The following is a 17,199-nucleotide window of genomic DNA, read 5'->3' as shown; positions in this document are numbered from 1 at the left end:
TCAGTTCGCCTTGACGACCGTAGTCCTCCTTGGTCCTGGCCTCAGGTTTTACCGCAAGGGGTTTCCGGCCCTGGCGCGTCTGGCGCCTGACATGAACAGCCTGGTCGCGGTCGGAACGTTGGCTGCCTTCGGCTATTCCCTGGTGGCAACCTTTGCCCCCGGAGTCCTGCCCCCAGGCACCCAGAATGTCTATTTCGAGGCGGCGGCAGTCATCGTCACATTGATCCTCCTTGGTCGTCTGCTTGAAGCTCGCGCCAAAGGCCGGACCTCAGAGGCGATCAAGCGGCTGGTCGGACTTCAGGCCAAGACCGCCCGTGTCCTTCGCAATGGCGGCCTTGTCGAAGTGCCGGTCGCCGAAGTCCGCCCCGGTGATGTCGTCGACGTCCGCCCCGGTGAGCGGGTGCCGGTCGACGGCGAGGTGACGGAAGGCACAAGTTGGATCGACGAAAGTATGATCTCTGGCGAGCCCGTGCCGGTCGAGAAGGCACCGGGCAGCACCGTGACCGGCGGCACAGTAAACCAGACCGGCGCGTTCAGTTTCCGGGCGACTGCGGTGGGCGAGGCCACGATGCTGGCTCAGATCATCCGCATGGTCGAAGCCGCGCAAGGCGGCAAGCTGCCGATCCAGGCGCTGGTCGACCGCGTGACAATGTGGTTCGTTCCCGTCGTCATGGCACTTGCCGTGCTGACCTTCGCCGTCTGGCTGATCTTCGGGCCTGATCCGGCCCTGACCTTCGGCCTGGTCAACGCCGTCGCCGTCCTCATCATTGCCTGCCCCTGCGCCATGGGTTTGGCCACACCAACGTCGATCATGGTCGGCACCGGGCGTGGTGCCGAAATGGGCGTGCTCTTCCGCAAGGGCGAGGCCCTGCAGGCCTTGCAGAGCGTCAAGGTGGTCGCGTTCGACAAGACCGGTACCCTGACCGAGGGCAAGCCGCGCCTGACCGACATGGCGCTGGCACCGGGCTTCGACCGCGCCGCAGTGCTGGCCGTGGTGGCGGCTGTCGAAGCGAAGTCCGAGCATCCGATCGCCCGCGCCATTGTCGCGGCGGCCGAAGCCGAGGGCCTGATCCTTCCTGATGTCGCTTCCTTCGATTCCGTCACCGGTTTCGGTGTCACGGCGGCGGCGGGCGGACAGCGGGTCGACGTCGGCGCCGACCGCTACATGGTCAAGCTCGGCCTCGATGTCTCCGGCTTCGGCGACACTGCGACCCGGCTCGGCGACGAGGGCAAGTCACCGCTCTATGCCGCCATCGACGGCAAACTTGCTGCAATCATCGCCGTTGCGGACCCGATCAAGGAAACCACGCCGCAGGCGATCCAGGCATTGCACCGGCTGGGGCTGAAGGTTGCCATGATCACCGGCGACAATGGCCGCACGGCGAACGCCATCGCCCGCCAGCTTGGCATCGACGAAGTGGTGGCCGAGGTGCTGCCCGACGGCAAAGTCGCTGCGGTGAAACGTCTGAAGGCACTGGGCGCGCTGGCCTATGTCGGCGACGGGATCAACGATGCGCCCGCCCTGGCCGAAGCGGATGTGGGCCTTGCCGTCGGAACCGGCACCGACATTGCCATCGAAGCGGCGGACGTCGTACTTATGTCGGGCAGGCTGACTGCCGTCTCGGATGCCATCGCACTTTCCAAGGCCACGATGCGAAACATCCGCCAGAACCTGTTCTGGGCCTTCATCTACAACGCCATGCTGATCCCGGTTGCCGCAGGCGCACTCTGGCCCGCCTTCGGTATCCTGCTGTCGCCGATCTTTGCCGCCGCTGCGATGGCGCTGTCGTCGGTCTTCGTTCTTGGCAATGCGCTGCGACTGCGGCGCTTTGCACCTTCAATCGCCGCGTAAGGAGGCCCTGAGATGAACATCGGTGAAGCTTCAAAATCTTCGGGCGTTTCCGCCAAGATGATTCGCTACTATGAGTCGATCGGGCTCATCCCGGAAGCAGGAAGGACGGTAGCAGGATATCGCGTCTACACGATGACCGATGTTCAGCTACTGCGCTTCATCCGAAGGGCGCGGGACTTGGGTTTTTCCGTCGAGAAGATCGAAGAGTTGCTGGCGCTCTGGCAGGATCGTTCGCGGCAGAGTGCCGATGTGAAACAGATTGCCCTTCAGCAGATCGCCGGTCTTGAAGTTCGAATTCGTGAAATGCAGGCAATGATGGACACGCTTCGTCATCTGGCAGATGCGTGCTGCGGCGATCACCGCCCGGACTGTCCGATCCTTGCCGACCTCGTGAATGGCCCCGATCATGGCAGCGGAGCGCGCGAGGAAGATCAACAATCCGCGCCCCGCTCCGGCAAGGCTGCCGGACTTCAAGCGCATTGACATTCTGCGGCGTGCGCATGATCGTGATTTTGTTTGGTGTTCATGGGATGCAGAAGCCCCGAACTCAATCGGGAATGAGGAAGGGCGGGCCCAGTTGCGGCGCCCGATACCTGAGCCGCCCCCGCGACTGTATGCGGTAGTGGCCCTTGGATATGCCACTGGGCAACTGCCCGGGAAGGCGAAGGGTTGCAGTGACCGTGAGCCAGGAGACCGGCCAGACAGGAGACTTAACCCCAATCCCGTCGGGTGTGATGAGCGGAGAGACATCATGTCTGCCACCACTCTTTCCACCGCGTCCGTACAGCACGCAGGTCTGGTTCGGCCCATCCTGACCAGTGCTGTCCTTGGTGTGTTTCTCATCTTTGCGGCAGGTTTCGCCTCTTCAGATGCGCTGCATGCCGCAACACATGATACCCGCCACGCCACCGGCTTTCCCTGCCACTGACAGATCGGGTTAGCTGACATGACGAAGTCCCTGCTGTCCGGCGGGGTGATTGCTGGTGCCGTTACGGGCCTCGCGGTTGCCTTTTTGCAGTTTTTTCTGATCCAGCCACTTATCATCGAAGCCGAGCGATACGAGACCGGCGAACTTGTCCTGATGGGGGTGGCGCAAGATGACCCCTCGGGATCGAGTGGCGATCCTGTCCTGCCTGCGCACAATACCGACGACGCTGACGAAGAGGTTGGTATCGTCGTGCGAAACGGCCTGACGGTCCTGACTTTGGTCTTGACCTGGTCAGGCTTTGGCCTGGTCGCGGGAGCTGCTCTTGCGACACACCGTGCCCTGTGGGGTCCACACAGCATTTCTGTGCCCGCGCTCGCCCTTTCCGGCTTCGCTGCATTCGCCCTGTCACCTAGCTTGGGACTGCCACCGGAGTTGCCAGGCATGCAGGCCGCTGATCTGTCGGACAGGCAAATCTGGTGGGTCATGACGGCGGCGGCGACGGTGGCGGGGCTTTTCTTCTTAAGCGGGGTCAAGTCCCGGCTAGGGCGTCTCGCAGGGCTTGCTCTGATGGTGGCCCCCCACCTTCTCGGGGCACCGCAGCCACCCGCTTCCGTCCCGGTCATTCCTCCGGATCTGGCCGCGCTCTACAGTGCCCAGGTACTCGGTCTGAGCCTGATCGGCTGGCTTGCTCTCGCATCCCTTCTCTTCCGATTGATGCCGGAAGACGGGCGAGAGCAACCTATTGTGGTCGCAGAAGCTGTTGACACCCGTTGAAAGAGCAGTCGGAATGTCCCACGCGATCCGTTTTGGCGGTGATCCGATCATCGCCCTTCACATCTTGAACCGCACGATGACGTCGAGGAGAACTTTTTCGGGTGGCTGACGCCCGACGCCTGTGCAGAGCTGTCAGTCCGTAGCGCGCCACATCCGATACCGTCCCTGCCCCGTTACCTCGCGGATCAAACCCCGCTCCTCCATCTAGGCGAGGTTGCGCTGGACGCCGGCGCGGCTGGCAACGGTCAGCACCTCGGCCATAGGGGCTGAGGCGAGAGGCCATTGAGTCAGCATGGCGCGCAAGGTCGGGGGGGTTCTGCCCGAGAGCGGAGCCTTCGCGGTTTCTGCCCGCTCTGACCATTCCTCAGTATCGTCGAGGTGCCGCATCGCTGTAAGGCATTCCATCTCCAGTCCCTCGAGTTAGAGCCAACGGCAGCAGACCGAACGCAACGGCCCCCGCTGGAGCCGTTGCGATGTCCAACTGTCTAGGGGGCTTTCATTTCTGCATAGTCCCCGGCAGTCCGCAAACTCATAGTCACTGGGGCGTCGGTGCGGTTGCGCCAGAACCAGCCATGATTCCCAGTGAACGCGGCAGTCAGTTCGCCGGCTTGTTCAGGCACGCCGCGCCCGGTGTCGTAGCTGATCTTCTGTCCGCTTCCGTCGCCATGGGTGTCATAGTTCACGACAGCGCCGTTTGCGGTCCATTCGAAGCGTGCGGTCTGGCCTTCCTGCATGACCAGCTTCACCTCGATGCCTTCGCCAGGGGCCAGCGTATAGTTCACCTGGTCACGCCATTCCGACGTGATCGCTTCGGCAACCGCCGCTTCGACGGCTGGCTCAATCGCGGCTGCTTCGGCCGCAGGCACTGGGTTTGCCTCCGTATCTTCGACCGCCGGGGCACTCTCAGGCACAGATTCTGTCGCAACGGGTTCCGGTGCGGGTTGCGGTTCCGGTTCCACGACGACCAGCTCCTCTGCTGGCGCACTTTCGAAGGCGGGCGCGGGAAGGTCGATCGCTGGCGCGCCGATGATAGCCCCAATGGCCAACAATTGCGCTTCCATCCGGTCCAACCGAGCCGTCACGGCGGGGTCAAGTGTGATGACCGGTGCTGCGGCCGCTGCAGCATCGTCGGCCGCCGCTTCGTCGAAGAGCTGCTGCTTGATCTGACCCATTTCAGTCAACCCAAGCATGCCTCCCAGACCAGTCGCGTCAACGCCGTATTCTGCCGGCAGGTAGAAGATCGTCAGGACGGCCAGGGCAGCGGCCCCCGAGATGACGGTCGACCGGATCAGTCCGCCTGACGTCGCCTCGACGCCTCGGACGTGTCCGGCCTGATCGTGCATAGAAGTCTGCGGCCCAGGCGCACGCTCTGCACGAAGAGGAGTTTGTGCTGCACGACCGATATCAAAACGTTGTTGCATTTCAGTTTTCTCCTCTCATGCCATCGCCAGCCCGATGAGCTGGAAGCCCATCAGATAGAAGCCAAGGCCCATCATGATCACGTTCACAGTGTAGGCTTGCCGCCCGAAGGCCGGCATCGCGCGCCAGCGGTTCATAAACACCAGGATTGCTGCAAGGGCGGTCAGCTGACCGATCTCGACTCCCACATTGAAGGCGAGAAGGTTGACCAGCAGGCCATCCGGCGAAATGTCGTAGTCTAGGATTTTCGACGACAGACCAAAGCCGTGCAAGAAGCCGAAAATCAGCGTTGCCGCCTTTGTATTCGGTTGCACTCCGAACCATCGCTGGAACGCGCCTAAGTTATCGAGCGCTTTGTAAACGACCGAAAACCCGATGATTGCGTCGATGATGTAGCTGTTGATCCCGAAGTTGAACCAGACACCGGCAAGCATCGTTGTTGAGTGGCCGATGGCAAACAGGGTGACGTAGATTCCGATTTCCTTCATCCCGTAAAGGAAGAAGATCACGCCAAAGAGGAAGAGTATGTGGTCATATCCTGTCACCATGTGCTTGGCGCCAAGGTAAAGGAACGGGATGATCTGCGGTCCGGTGATTTCCTGAATATAGCCTTTGTCGCCAAGTGTGACGGCGTGGGCGAGTGCCGCTTCTGCCCAAAGAAGCGTTATTGCGATTGTGGCAAGCAGGACCATGACCCTTAACGGGCCGTGATCCGCAAACCACGAGGTTTGCGTCCTATGACTCATGGTTGTTTCCTTGAAGAGGTGTCTCGAAAGGTTGACGCCGCAAACGGCGGCAGGTCAGACGTCGAGACGCGGGGGCCTTCGTGGCCCACCCCGGTCAAGTCCAGATGCGAAAGATGCTTCGATGTACAGGTCGTCGGCCTCTTCGTCCGGGATCGGATGTTCAGCCCGCGGGATCACTGCGAAGCTTTGATGCTCATGGTCCGTTGCATCATGGGAAGCGGACCCGTCGCCACTGAAGTCGTGTGAGTGACCATGAGCGAGATCCTCGGCCGCAGCTGCCACTGCCTCGGCATAGGCACCCGGGCCATGAGTCGTGATTGTGAACAGCGGCGCGATGAGCAAGGCGCAGATAACAGCAACGGACCAGAAAACTCTGGCCCAGACTGGTCTTGTTCCCAATTGCGCACTTTTGCCCGACACGCCTGCTCGCCTATTGACGTTTTTTCCCTCTCCCGAGGTTTCCAAATCCTTACAGCAACATCGAAAACGCATCAAGGCGACCGCTGCAAATTGAGCATCTGGGGTCGGTGAAAGCCTCATGGCCTGAAGTCGACCCTTGCAATGTGAGTTGGTCGGCCCTAGTGGTATCCCCTCCAGGGGGATAGGATCATGACGAGCGACGCACACACCCACACCGGTCATCCCGAAATCATCAAGCGCTTGCGCCGCGCCGACGGGCATTTGCGCTCCGTGATCCAGATGCTCGAACAGGATAGACCCTGTCTCGACATCGCCCAGCAGCTTCTCGCTGTAGAGAAAGCCATCGTTCAGGCCAAGAAGGCGCTCATCCACGATCACATCGACCATTGCCTCGATGCGATCGCAGAGCCGTTGGCCAAAGGCGACCGGGCGCAGATCGACGAGTTCAAGTTGATCGCCAAGTACCTGTGAAAGGGACACCACATGAAATCGTTATTGTCTTGGCTCGGATATGGGGACGGCGACCACGTTCTTGGTGGCCACGGACACGGCCATTCCGGGGGGCATGACCATGGGAGCGGGGGGCATGGTCACACGCACGGTGTGATCGACCCGACCATCGCCACCACGAGCCGCGGTATCTGGGCGATAAAATGGTCGTTCGTGCTCCTGGCATTGACCGCGGCGGCACAGATGATCGTGGTCCTAATCTCGGGCTCGGTCGCCCTGCTTGCCGATACGATTCACAATATCGGGGATGCGGTCACCGCGATTCCGCTCTGGATCGCCTTCATGCTGGCGCGCCGCAAGCCTTCGCGCACCTTTACCTACGGCCTGGGCCGGGTCGAGGATCTTGCCGGGCTGTTCATCGTGGCGATCATTCTCTTTTCGGCCATCGTCGCGGGCTACCAATCGATCTTGCGCCTCATTGACCCGCAACCCATCACGCATCTTGGCTGGGTCTTGGCTGCCGGTGTCATCGGGTTTTTCGGCAACGAGGCGGTCGCCATTTTTCGCATCCGCGTAGGGCGCGAAATCAATTCGGCCGCCCTGATCGCCGATGGCTATCATGCCCGCACCGACGGCTTTACCAGCCTCGCCGTCGTTCTGGGAGCCCTCGGTGTCTGGATGGGATTTCCGCTGGCCGATCCGATTGTTGGATTGGTGATCACGGCAGCCATCTTCATGATTGTCTGGCAATCCGCACGGGCCGTGCTGACCCGCATGCTGGATGGCGTTGAGCCGGACATCCTGAACGAAATCGATCACGTCGCCGAGCATGTCGCAGGGGTGCAGCGTGTTCATGCGGTTCAGGCGCGCTGGCTGGGCCACCGGCTGCACGCAGAAATGTCCGTCCAGATCGATGAGACATTGCCCCTGGCTAACGCGTTGCGGATCGTTGATCACATGCGGACGGAACTCTTCGCACATCTGCCGGTCCTGTCGCAGGTCTCGATCCGGATCGAAGCGCCAGCTCATGACAGCACCGGTCATGCTGCCGCGCCGCACCATTCTGACGCACATTCGCACCACCATGCGCCAGAACCGTTCCGGTTCGAAACCGGGCTTGCTGCGGGTCTGGTAGAGATTGTGGATACGCCAGGTGGTGAAAGAATGCGCCTAACGCTGGCGCGGCACGTCGAGGGACTATCGGCAAAGGTGGTGATTGATCGCCCCGATGGCCCGGAAGTTCTGGAGCTTATGCCGAACATGGACAACCACCACAGCTTGACCAGCCATGCCGTGCCTGCCGAGCCACATGAGTTCAACGCAACGCTCGTGTTGACCGCGAGTAACACATCCGAAACCCTTCCGTTCCGCATGGTGGAGCCGGACGGGCATCACCATTGAAAGCCACACATGCTTGGAACATTGAAAAACCCGACCTTTCGCCACCTCTTTGCCGCACAGATCGTGGCGTTGGTGGGCACAGGTCTTGCGACCGTGGCACTTGGTCTTCTGGCTTGGAAGCTCGCAGGTGACAACGCGGGTGCCGTGCTCGGCACCGCCCTGGCCATTAAGATGGTGGCCTATGTCACGCTGGCCCCGGTAGCGGCCGCCATCGCCGAACGCTTGCCGCGCCGGGCCTTTCTGGTGGCACTGGACCTGATCCGCGCGGGCGTCATCGCCTGCCTGCCTTTCGTTGACCAGGTCTGGCAGATTTATGTGCTGATCTTTTTCCTCCAAGCCGCCTCGGCTGGATTCACGCCTGCCTTCCAGGCGGTGATCCCGGATGTCTTGAAGGATGAAGACGACTATACCAACGCTCTTTCGCTGCTACGTCTGGCCGAGGATCTGGAACAACTCGCCTCGCCCATGATCGCGGCGCTTCTCCTGACCGTGGTCAGTTTTCCGGTGCTGTTCGCCGGCACCGTGGTGGGCTTTGTCGCCTCTGCCCTTTTGGTGGTCACAGCGCGCTTGCCGGGTCGGGCGCAAGTCGAACCCGGTCATTTCTGGGCCGATGTGACCAAGGGCATCCGCATCTACACCCGAACGCCGCGCCTGCGCGGTCTGATGGTGATGGAGGCAGCCGTCGCTGCCGCCGGTGCGATGGTCTATGTGAACACCGTGGTTCTGGTGCAGGCCCGGCTGGGTTTGGGCGAGGAATCCGTGGCGCTGGCCTTCGCGGGTTTTGGCGCGGGGTCGATGCTGGCGGCGTTCCTTCTGCCCCGCATCCTTGACCGGCTGGCGGACCGCCCGGTGATGATCGGAGGCGCCGCCCTGATGGTCGCGGGTGTGGCGCTGGTGCCTCTGGTGGGCAGCCTTCCCGTGCTGATCGCGCTTTGGGCGGTTATAGGCTTTGGCTTTTCGCTGACGCAGACGCCCATTGGCCGCATCATCAACCGTTCCGCGCGCGAAGCTGACCGGGGCGCTGTGTTTGCCGCGCAGTTCGCGCTGTCGCATGCCTGTTGGCTGGTGACCTATCCGCTGGCGGGCTGGATCGGCGCAGGGGCGGGGCTGACGGCTGCGGCCCTCGTTCTTGCCGGGATCGGCTCGCTAGGGCTTGTGGCCGTGTTGCGCATCTGGCCGACGCAGGACGCCAGTGAAATGGCGCACGACCACCCGGACCTGCCACCTGATCACCCGCATCTGGCCGAACATGGGCCCCATCACGCTCATACCTTCGTAATCGACGATCTGCACCGCCGCTGGCCACGCGCGGCCTGATCATGATCGAGCTTGGTGGTTTGTTTCTGGCAGCCTTTGCCGCCGCCACGCTGATCCCTGCACAGTCCGAGGGGGTGCTGGTTGCTTTGATCCTTTCAGCGAACCAACCGGTCTGGCTGCTTCTGTTGGTTGCAACTGTCGGCAACGTGCTCGGCTCTGCTGTGAACTGGGCGATGGGTAGGTTTCTTATCCGCTTTGCCGGCCGCCGCTGGTTTCCAGCATCCGTAACGCAGATCGATAAGGCCACAGGCTGGTATGCGCGTTGGGGACATTGGAGCTTGTTGGCCTCGTGGGTTCCCGTGATCGGCGATCCCTTAACCCTTGTCGCGGGCGTGCTGCGCGAACCATTCGGGCGATTCTTGCTGATAGTTGCCTTGGCCAAAGGCGGTCGGTATCTGGCGCTTGCGTGGATCACACACGGCCTAGCAAGCTGACGGGATCAGGACGAAGGTCCAAATCTAGCTGTCAGATCAAAGGAGTCACCACGGAATACCTGCTTGGCAATCGTCAAGGTTTCGTCACCGCGCCACGTCCTCCTCTCTACCAATAGACAGGGCATGCCGATGCTGATCTCAAGGCAGCGGGCCGTCAGCGGATCGGCGGCGATTGCTGCAATCCGATGTTCGGCTTCTGTCCAGGGCACATGTCCCAGCAACCAAGGTCCGGGCGGTTCGGTTCGAAAATCCGCCTCTGCTGCACCGGGCACAGCATCGAGAAAGATGTGCCGGTCCTCGATAAGAACGGGACTGTCATCTGCGTGATGGATAGAGCGGACGAAGCGGCTTTGGCCCAAATGATGTCCTTCGGACCCCAAATGCACGCAGCAGGGCGGGCGCAGTTCATCGAGGACGGCTTGATAGCCATAGCGGGCCCCGCGCGCCTCGATGTTGGCGCGAATGTCTGGGATCGTCAGCACACCTGCGTGCATCTTTGGCCGGGCGACGCTGGTGCCCGCGCGGCGATTGCGGATGATCAGTCCTGTTGCTGCAAGTGAGGCCATCGCCTTGTTCACCGTCATCCGTGAACAGCTATAGCGGGCCATCATTTCCGTTTCCGTCGGAAGACGATCGCCCGGCTTTAACTCGCCAGACAGGATGCGTGCCTCCACCTCGGCCCGAATACGGGCGTGCAAGGTTGCCGGACGTGTATCGGGTGCGTGGTCGTGCATGCGTCAGATCATGGCATGAATGTTTGCGTCGGCAAGGTGGCAGGCCGCAGCTCCACCATGCTGCACGGCCCGAAGGGCAGGCTCCGTTTCGCGGCAGCGTGGTTCGACCACCGGGCAGCGCGTTGAGAACCGACACCCAGGCGGCGGATTGCGCGGGCTGGGTGGGTCGCCCGCCAGCAGGATGCGCGGACGTGTCGCCTCGATCCGCGGATCGGGCGAGGGAACGGCGGATAGAAGCGCCTGACTGTAGGGATGGGCGGGGTCGGCGAAGAGAGCCTTCGCAACCCCTTCCTCGGCGACGCGACCCAGATACATGACGGTAACGGCCGAACAAACCTCGCGGACGATGGCCAGGTCGTGGGCGACGATGACGATGGTCAGGCCAAGCTGTGCCTGGAGCCGGGCGAAGAGGTTGACGATCTGCGCTCGGACGGACACGTCCAGCGCCGACAGTGGCTCGTCGCAGATCAGGACCTGTGGCGATAGCGCCAGCGCCCGGGCAATAGACACGCGCTGCCGCTGCCCACCTGATAGCGAGCGCGGCAAACGGTCCAGAACCGTTGCCGGCAAGGCCACGAGGTCGAGGAGTTCAGCGACACGCGCCCGGCGGGCTTTCGCATCGCCGACGCTGTGGATCTGCAGAGGTTCCTCCAAGGTTTGGCCGACAGTCTGGCGGCGGCTCATGCTGCCGAGCGGGTCCTGGAAGATGAACTGCACGGCGCGAGCAAAGCCCTTGCGGTCGGATCGCGCCCAGTCGGAACGGTCGCGGCCTAGGATCTGCACTTGCCCCTCAGTGGCACTTTGCAGCCCGATCAGCGCGCGTGCGAGCGTGGTCTTGCCGCAACCGCTTTCGCCGACGATGCCGTGGAACGCACCTTGCGCGACGGTCAGATCAACGCCATCGACCGCGCGGACGAGGCCTGCAGCGGTCTGGAAGTGGACCTTGAGGCCCTTGGCGACGATGGCATCAGTCATGGGTCACAATCCCCTCGGCAGCCATGACAACGGGACAGGCGACGCGATGTGGCACCGGGCCTGCGCCCACCTTGACCAGCGGTGGGCGGTGGGTTCGGCACTGGGGCTGGACCAGTTCGCAGCGGTCGGCAAAGCGGCAACCGGGTTCCAGCTGCGCTTGGTTGGGCGGAATGCCGGGGATTTCCTTCGTGCCCGTCGCGTTGTTGCTGCGGAAGTCGGGGACCGAGGCGAGAAGGCCGCGGGTGTACGGATGCACGGGTGCAGTCAGCACGTCGATGGCGCTGCCCTCCTCGGCCACCTGGCCTGCATAAAGCACAGCCACGCGGTCGGCGAGCACCGACACTGCGCCAATGTCATGGGTGATCAGAATCACTGCGATGCCGTCTTCCTTCTGGATCTGGCGGATCAGGGCAAGAATCTGCGCCTGCACCGTGGCATCCAATGCCGTGGTCGGCTCATCTGCGATCAGCACGCGGGGGCGGGCGGCGAGCGCAAGGGCAATCATCGCGCGTTGCAGCATCCCGCCGGACAGTTCGTGCGGGTAGCGATCATAGCGGTCTTCCGGGTCAGGGATGCCGGAACGTGCCAGCAGCGAGACGGCTTCCTTCTTCGCCTCCTCCGCCGACAGTCCTGCAAAGCGGCGGGCCTGCTCGGCCAACTGCGGGCCGATCTTGAGCATCGGGTTCAGGGCTGACATCGGGTCTTGAAAGATCACGCCAAAGAAACCGCCGCGCAGCCGGCTGAGGTCGGTGGGCGACATGGAAAGAATGTCCTTCCCGTCCGCCCGTGCAGTTCCGCGCAGGTCGACTGCAACGCCTTCAGGCAGGAGTCCCAACGGCCCCAGGGTCATCACCGTCTTGCCCGAGCCGCTCTCACCGACAATCGCCAGTGTCTCTCCCGGAGCCACATAAAACCCCGCCCCATCCACGGCGCGGACCGACACTGTCGGTGTGTAAAGGTCGATCACCAGCCCTTCGACCTCGTAGATCGGCCCATTCTGGCTATGCCGGCTCATGCCTCCACCTCTTTCCGGGCAGCTTCTTCGGCAGCGCGGGCGGCCTTCTTGCGGGCAAGGAAGCGTCCTCGCACAGCGCGGGGCACCTTCTGCAGGGCGAAGGCCTCACCCAGCAGGTTGAAGCTGACGACAACGGCGGTCAGCGCCAAGCCCGGTATGATCACCAGCGCCGGGTTCTCTTCGATATAGGACATGCCATCGACCAGCATCTGGCCCCACTCGGGCGTGGGCGGAGCGACGCCAAGACCCAGGAACGAGAGCGTGGCAATTGCCAGCACCAGCGCACCCGCATCGGCGCTGGCATAGACCACAACCAGCCCCAGAACATGCGGCAGGATGTGGCGCGTGAAGATCCAGATATGCGACGCCCCCATCACGCGGGCAGCCTCGATATAGGGCTGCTGAAGTTCGGCTACCACGACCGCACGACTCATGCGGGCGTAGTTCGCCCACCAAGCCAGCGTCAGGGCGACTATCATCTTCCAGTAGTCGCTCATCCAACTGAAATTCTCGCCCGCGAACACGCCCATCAGCGCAAGGGCGATGACCAGCGACGGCAGCGCCAGTGCGATATCGATGACCGAGATCAGCACCAGTTCCGTCTTGCCGCCGACATACCCGGCAAAGGACCCGATCACGACGCCAATCGCCAGCGCCGCCATCAGAACGAAGGCCATCGCCACAAGCGAGGTGCGCGCGCCGCCGATGATGCGGCTGAACATGTCGCGGCCAAGATAGTCGGTGCCCAGCCAGTGCGCGCCGGATGGCCCCTGCAGAAGCGCGCCGTAGTCCTGCGCGGCGGGGTCATGGGTCATGATCCAGGGCGAGAAGATGCCGATCAGGACGAAGATGACTGCGGGGGCAAGGATCGCCCAGGGCCAGTTTTTCATGCTTTTCTCGGTCTCCGCAGACGGGGATCGGCGAGCATCGCTAGAAGGTCGACGAGCAAATTGATCGAGACAAAGAACACCACGAACAGCGTCAGGATCGCCTGCATCCCGATGAAATCCCGAAACCGGATCGCCTCGATGAAGAAGGCGCCGACGCCGTTCAGGCCGAACACCCGCTCGACCACAATCGCGCCGATGATCATCAGCGTGAACTGCGCGCCGAAGGTGGTCATGTAGGGGATAGCGATGTTTGGCAGAGCTTCACGCAGCAAGACCGCGCTGCGGGTCAGGCCCTTGGCAAAACCCGTGGTGGCGAAGGGGCGCGACATGGTGTCTTGCATATTCACGCGCACGACGCGCGCCAACACCGAAGCCGGGAAGAGCGCGATGGTGATCCAGGGCAGCAGCCAGGAGGTCAGGCCGGCTACACGGAAGGTCGGCACCATCCCGAGCCAGACCGAGAACACGATCACCAGCATAGCCGCAAAAAAGAAGTTCGGGGTCGAGGCCCCGACCAGCGCCAACCCGTGCAGCACCCGGTCAACAATGCCGCCGTTCGACGCAGCCCCGGCGATGCCCATCGCCAAGGACAAAACCAGCGCCAGAACCCCACCGCCCGCCAACAGCGCGAGCGTCATCGGAATACGCTCGGCGAATTCCTCGGCCATCGGCTTGCCAGTTCGCAGACTGACTCCGAAATCCCCGGTCAAGGCATCCCCTAGCCAGCGCGCATAGCGCACAGGCAGGGGATCGTTCAGGCCGAGATCATCGGCGATCTTGGCGATCATCTCGCCATCTGCGCCCGCACCCGCTGCCCGTTCAGCGATCAGGGCTGCCACGTTTCCGGGGGCGGCTGTAACCAGCCAAAAGGTCAGCGCCGTCGCCGCCAGCATCAGAAGGAGGGCAAGCCCCACCCGCCGCATGAACATGCGTTGCATCGAAGTCGCCCTCCTTGGGTCAGGTCAACCCAGCGTGATGCCTTTGAACGGCAGGTCATAGTCCGTGGCCGGCAGGGTGAAACCTTTCACCCGCGGGTTCACGGCCCACAGCCGCTGCGTCACCACCAGCGGGCAGGCCGCCGTGTTGTCTCGCAACCAATCGTAGACCGCCTGCATCGCGCCTTCGCGGGCATCACCGCCGGTCTCCAGCGCGGTCGCCACCAGTGCATCCAGATCGGGGTGAACATAGATCTTGCCATCCGGCCCGGTGTCCGACGCGGTTACGAAGGACGCTCCAAGCGAACCATGCGGATCGTAAGGCGCGCCGTAGGTGGCGAAGAAGGTCAGGTCATAGTCGAAGTTCGGGCGACGCTCGTGCATTGTGGCGTTGTCGACCGTCTCGATGTTGGTCTTGACGCCCACCTCCATCAACATGCCCTGGATCATCTCGGCAATGCGGCGAGACCCCGGGAAGGATTCCTCCGAAACGAGGAAAGCGATCTCCAGCGCCGCCCCGTCCTTTGTCCAGCCCGAAGCGTCACCCGTCCAGCCGCCTGCCGTCAGCGCGGCCTGCGCAGCGGCCACATCGCGCGCCGGGACTGGAGTGCGCGCTCCAGCAGTCGGCACCGTGGTCGGGAAGATGTCTGCGGTCGGGTCCGCATAACCTTCGAATAGAACGGTCGCCACGGCAGCACGGTCAATGCCGAGGAAGATCGCATCACGCACGGCCTTGTCCTGCATCATCGGCGACTTTGGCGAAAAGCCGAGGATCGTCGTCGCCGTGCCCGGCTCGGCCACGATGGTCATGCCTTCGCCCTCCAGCGCCTTGGCGCGGCGCGGCGACAGGGCCGCGACCCAGTCGCCGCCGATCACGTCCAGCTCGCCAGCGCGCAGCGCGTTGGCGCGAGCCAGTTCGTCCGGCACCACTTTCAGTTCCATCCGGCCAAAGGCGGGCTTTTCGCCCCAGTAGGCGTCGTTGCGCACAAGAACCGTCTCGGTAGAGGAGTAGCTCTCCACGATCCACGGCCCAGTGCCAATCGGCTGGCCCGCCGCCGCCTTTGGCGACAGGAAGCGGACCGGGCGCACGATTGTGAGTTCCAAAAGTGCCGCCGGAACTGGACGCTTCAGCTTGACGGTGATCTTGTTCGGCGCGTCGATGGTGATGTTGTCATAGGCATCAGCAATCCCGATCCACGAGAAATCAGCCACTCCCATCCAACGTTTCAGGTTCCATTCGGCTGCAGTTGCATCAAACGGGGTGCCATCCGTGAAGCTGACACCCTCGCGAAGATCAAAGCTGATTGACAACCCATCCTCCGCAATCTTCCAGGCCGTCGCCAGACCCGGCTCCAGCGCGCCGCCGGGGCCATAATGGATCAGCGCGTCGAATACGGCAGAGTAAGAGGAGAGCGTCGAGACGTTCTGCAACAGGTCAAGATCGCCCGTCTCGCCCGCGATGGCGACGCGCAGCGTGTCGGCATGGCCATCGGCAAACGCGATCCGGGGTAGGAAGGTAAGAAAGGACAGCCCTGCCGTTGTGGCAAGGAATGAGCGGCGATCGAGTTTGAGCATGGCTTACCCCTGTTGGTTGGCTTTTGGTGAAGCCTAGCAGGGCGATCAATAATGTATAGATAAAAAAGCTGGGCAAAGTTCATGTGAGCATAGCCAGAGCCAAGGCCGCCAAATAAACCGGCATCAGCCTGTGATTGCCGCGCACTACAGCACGAAAACAACAGTTTCTGATTGCTTGACGACCAAACCAAGGAGAAAGACACCAGTCTGTTCAACAGTGTACGGCACGCCACATCCGAAAGCGCCCCTGTCCCGTCACTTCGTGGATCAAACCTCGTGCTTCCATCCATGCAAGATTGCGCTGGACTGCTGCGCGGCTGGCTCCGGTCTTGGCCTCGGCCATCGGAGCAGAGACGAGGGGCCATTCAGTCAACACGGCGCGAAGCGCGGGTGGCGTCTTTCCCGATAGCGGGGTCATCTCTGCTTTCGCCCGCTCCGACCACGCCTCGATGTCATCCAGACGCCGCATCGCGGTCAGGCTCGCGTTCTCCATCCCGTCGAGCCAGCGCGCCAGCCGATCGGTAGGCGGCCCCCCGGCGCGCAGCCCCCCTTCCCCGCCCATGGACAGCGGCGCGAAGACTGCCCCCTTGCCTTCGCTCGCCGCAATGCGTGCCGCCGTAACCGCTGCTTCCATGGGGCCGCCTTGTTGTCCAAGGCCCGCAAGGCCCCAGAGGTGAAAGCCCATGCAAGCGCGGGTGAACGGGTGAAGACCCGCAGCTTGTGTCATCAAGTCGAGCCAACCGCCCGCGCGATCTGCGAAGGGCTCGGCTTCGTCGCCCAGGTTCGCGGGATCGCGGCGGTCGAGGAAGGCGGATAGGTAAGGCACTGGTCCCGGACCTCCCGTCAGACGGCGAACTGCCCATCCGACACGGGCGAGCGCCACAGTATCGTCTTTAATGCCGGACAACCGCATGGAGATCCAGAGAGTCAGCCGATCCGGGCCAATTCGGTCGCCCACAAACCAGCTGAGGTCAGACGCCTCGATCAGCGCGAGTCTGTGACGCCAGCCTTCCGGGCCGCGTTTCAGCCGGTCGTCCAGCGCTCCAATCCGGCCTGCCACGCGGGCGAGACGTGCGGCACTGCCCGCCTCTGCCTTCCGCCAATCGTCGAGGATGGCGGATTCATGCGCATCTGCCCTTGGCCCTGGCGGCACGAAATCCGGTTCGTCTTCAATCGGCCCAGGCAGGAACCATTGTCGCTTTTCCTTCACGATTTCACTGCGTGGTTTTCACATGATTTCCGCAAGGTACCTCCGGAAGTGGCGCGGGTTTCTGCTTTGCGATTTCAATTTCATTATGGACTTCAATAGGTTTTGAAGGGCACGGCGGCATGAC

17 protein-coding genes, 1 pseudogene and 1 riboswitch are annotated in these 17,199 nt (G+C 62.6%); of the genes and pseudogenes, 8 read left to right on the top strand and 10 right to left on the bottom strand.

Going from position 1 to position 17,199, the window contains the following annotated elements; translation table 11 throughout:
- From U1E69_RS02280 to U1E69_RS02265, 4 genes are all read left to right on the top strand, one after another.
- Positions 1 to 1,852: copper-translocating P-type ATPase (locus tag U1E69_RS02280; protein WP_322242440.1), on the top strand; the 1,852-nt coding region annotated here is incomplete at its 5' end.
- A 12-nt stretch (positions 1,853 to 1,864) separates the two neighbouring features.
- A complete protein-coding gene (cueR, locus tag U1E69_RS02275; protein WP_164615347.1) occupies positions 1,865 to 2,335 on the top strand; it encodes a Cu(I)-responsive transcriptional regulator in 471 nt (156 codons plus the stop codon).
- 17 nt (positions 2,336 to 2,352) lie between these two features.
- Positions 2,353 to 2,569: riboswitch (cobalamin riboswitch) on the top strand.
- A 34-nt stretch (positions 2,570 to 2,603) separates the two neighbouring features.
- Positions 2,604 to 2,780, top strand: coding sequence for a CbtB domain-containing protein (locus tag U1E69_RS02270; protein WP_164615349.1), 177 nt, complete (start codon positions 2,604 to 2,606; stop codon positions 2,778 to 2,780).
- Positions 2,781 to 2,798: 18 nt separating this feature from the next.
- Complete coding sequence (locus U1E69_RS02265) at positions 2,799 to 3,554, top strand: CbtA family protein (protein ID WP_164615351.1); 756 nt, start codon at positions 2,799 to 2,801, stop codon at positions 3,552 to 3,554.
- A 132-nt stretch (positions 3,555 to 3,686) separates the two neighbouring features.
- On the opposite strand, the pseudogene U1E69_RS02260 reads toward U1E69_RS02265, so the two are convergent.
- The 3 genes and pseudogenes from U1E69_RS02260 to U1E69_RS02250 form a co-directional block, all read right to left on the bottom strand.
- Positions 3,687 to 3,974 (bottom strand): annotated as a pseudogene (locus U1E69_RS02260) (helix-turn-helix domain-containing protein); the annotation flags it as partial.
- A gap of 65 nt (positions 3,975 to 4,039) precedes the next feature.
- Complete coding sequence (locus U1E69_RS02255) at positions 4,040 to 4,975, bottom strand: hypothetical protein (RefSeq protein ID WP_205518837.1); 936 nt, start codon at positions 4,973 to 4,975, stop codon at positions 4,040 to 4,042.
- Positions 4,976 to 4,990: 15 nt separating this feature from the next.
- Entirely contained in the window at positions 4,991 to 5,665 is a 675-nt protein-coding gene (locus tag U1E69_RS02250; RefSeq protein ID WP_322242436.1) for a HupE/UreJ family protein, read from the bottom strand.
- 663 nt (positions 5,666 to 6,328) lie between these two features.
- On the opposite strand from U1E69_RS02250, the gene U1E69_RS02245 reads away from it, so the two are divergent.
- From U1E69_RS02245 to U1E69_RS02230, 4 genes are all read left to right on the top strand, one after another.
- Complete coding sequence (locus U1E69_RS02245) at positions 6,329 to 6,610, top strand: metal-sensing transcriptional repressor (protein WP_008030594.1); 282 nt, start codon at positions 6,329 to 6,331, stop codon at positions 6,608 to 6,610.
- A gap of 132 nt (positions 6,611 to 6,742) precedes the next feature.
- Entirely contained in the window at positions 6,743 to 7,990 is a 1,248-nt protein-coding gene (locus U1E69_RS02240; RefSeq protein ID WP_322242435.1) for a cation diffusion facilitator family transporter, read from the top strand.
- A gap of 9 nt (positions 7,991 to 7,999) precedes the next feature.
- Positions 8,000 to 9,307, top strand: a complete 1,308-nt coding sequence (locus U1E69_RS02235) for an MFS transporter (protein WP_164615356.1) — start codon at positions 8,000 to 8,002, stop codon at positions 9,305 to 9,307.
- A 2-nt stretch (positions 9,308 to 9,309) separates the two neighbouring features.
- Positions 9,310 to 9,741 carry a YqaA family protein gene (locus U1E69_RS02230; protein ID WP_164615358.1) on the top strand — a complete coding sequence of 144 codons (432 nt, stop codon included), beginning with the start codon at positions 9,310 to 9,312 and terminating at the stop codon, positions 9,739 to 9,741.
- Between the two features lie 5 nt (positions 9,742 to 9,746).
- Here U1E69_RS02230 and U1E69_RS02225 read toward each other — a convergent pair whose 3' ends face one another.
- From U1E69_RS02225 to U1E69_RS02195, 7 genes are all read right to left on the bottom strand, one after another.
- Positions 9,747 to 10,475, bottom strand: a complete 729-nt coding sequence (locus U1E69_RS02225; RefSeq protein WP_164615360.1) for a UTRA domain-containing protein — start codon at positions 10,473 to 10,475, stop codon at positions 9,747 to 9,749.
- Between the two features lie 3 nt (positions 10,476 to 10,478).
- Positions 10,479 to 11,450 (bottom strand): oligopeptide/dipeptide ABC transporter ATP-binding protein, encoded by a 972-nt coding sequence (locus U1E69_RS02220; protein ID WP_164615362.1) that lies wholly within the window; start codon positions 11,448 to 11,450, stop codon positions 10,479 to 10,481.
- Positions 11,443 to 12,465, bottom strand: coding sequence for an ABC transporter ATP-binding protein (locus tag U1E69_RS02215; protein ID WP_164615364.1), 1,023 nt, complete (start codon positions 12,463 to 12,465; stop codon positions 11,443 to 11,445). Before U1E69_RS02215 ends, U1E69_RS02220 begins: the two co-directional genes overlap by 8 nt.
- Positions 12,462 to 13,355 carry an ABC transporter permease gene (locus tag U1E69_RS02210; RefSeq protein WP_164615366.1) on the bottom strand — a complete coding sequence of 298 codons (894 nt, stop codon included), beginning with the start codon at positions 13,353 to 13,355 and terminating at the stop codon, positions 12,462 to 12,464. The genes U1E69_RS02215 and U1E69_RS02210 overlap by 4 nt, the downstream gene beginning before the upstream one ends.
- Positions 13,352 to 14,284, bottom strand: a complete 933-nt coding sequence (locus U1E69_RS02205) for an ABC transporter permease (protein WP_322242441.1) — start codon at positions 14,282 to 14,284, stop codon at positions 13,352 to 13,354. Before U1E69_RS02205 ends, U1E69_RS02210 begins: the two co-directional genes overlap by 4 nt.
- Positions 14,285 to 14,317: 33 nt before the next feature.
- Positions 14,318 to 15,865, bottom strand: coding sequence for an ABC transporter substrate-binding protein (locus U1E69_RS02200; protein ID WP_164615370.1), 1,548 nt, complete (start codon positions 15,863 to 15,865; stop codon positions 14,318 to 14,320).
- 211 nt (positions 15,866 to 16,076) lie between these two features.
- Positions 16,077 to 17,075, bottom strand: coding sequence for a hypothetical protein (locus U1E69_RS02195; RefSeq protein WP_322242432.1), 999 nt, complete (start codon positions 17,073 to 17,075; stop codon positions 16,077 to 16,079).
- Positions 17,076 to 17,199: the final 124 nt, after the last annotated feature.

The organism is Tabrizicola sp., assembly GCF_034366665.1.
Classification (GTDB): Bacteria; Pseudomonadota; Alphaproteobacteria; order Rhodobacterales; family Rhodobacteraceae; genus Tabrizicola.
The sequence above is the reverse complement of the archived record's forward strand: the minus strand, read 5'-3'. Positions and strand labels throughout refer to the sequence as shown.

Coding starts and splice junctions, on each gene's coding strand:
- cueR (WP_164615347.1), top strand. CDS start 1,865: ATGAACATCGGTGAAGCTTCAAAATCTTCGGGCGTTTCCGCCAAGATG.
- U1E69_RS02270 (WP_164615349.1), top strand. CDS start 2,604: ATGTCTGCCACCACTCTTTCCACCGCGTCCGTACAGCACGCAGGTCTG.
- U1E69_RS02265 (WP_164615351.1), top strand. CDS start 2,799: ATGACGAAGTCCCTGCTGTCCGGCGGGGTGATTGCTGGTGCCGTTACG.
- U1E69_RS02255 (WP_205518837.1), bottom strand. CDS start 4,975: ATGCAACAACGTTTTGATATCGGTCGTGCAGCACAAACTCCTCTTCGT.
- U1E69_RS02250 (WP_322242436.1), bottom strand. CDS start 5,665: ATGGTCCTGCTTGCCACAATCGCAATAACGCTTCTTTGGGCAGAAGCG.
- U1E69_RS02245 (WP_008030594.1), top strand. CDS start 6,329: ATGACGAGCGACGCACACACCCACACCGGTCATCCCGAAATCATCAAG.
- U1E69_RS02235 (WP_164615356.1), top strand. CDS start 8,000: ATGCTTGGAACATTGAAAAACCCGACCTTTCGCCACCTCTTTGCCGCA.
- U1E69_RS02230 (WP_164615358.1), top strand. CDS start 9,310: ATGATCGAGCTTGGTGGTTTGTTTCTGGCAGCCTTTGCCGCCGCCACG.
- U1E69_RS02225 (WP_164615360.1), bottom strand. CDS start 10,475: ATGCACGACCACGCACCCGATACACGTCCGGCAACCTTGCACGCCCGT.
- U1E69_RS02220 (WP_164615362.1), bottom strand. CDS start 11,450: ATGACTGATGCCATCGTCGCCAAGGGCCTCAAGGTCCACTTCCAGACC.
- U1E69_RS02215 (WP_164615364.1), bottom strand. CDS start 12,465: ATGAGCCGGCATAGCCAGAATGGGCCGATCTACGAGGTCGAAGGGCTG.
- U1E69_RS02210 (WP_164615366.1), bottom strand. CDS start 13,355: ATGAAAAACTGGCCCTGGGCGATCCTTGCCCCCGCAGTCATCTTCGTC.
- U1E69_RS02205 (WP_322242441.1), bottom strand. CDS start 14,284: ATGTTCATGCGGCGGGTGGGGCTTGCCCTCCTTCTGATGCTGGCGGCG.
- U1E69_RS02200 (WP_164615370.1), bottom strand. CDS start 15,865: ATGCTCAAACTCGATCGCCGCTCATTCCTTGCCACAACGGCAGGGCTG.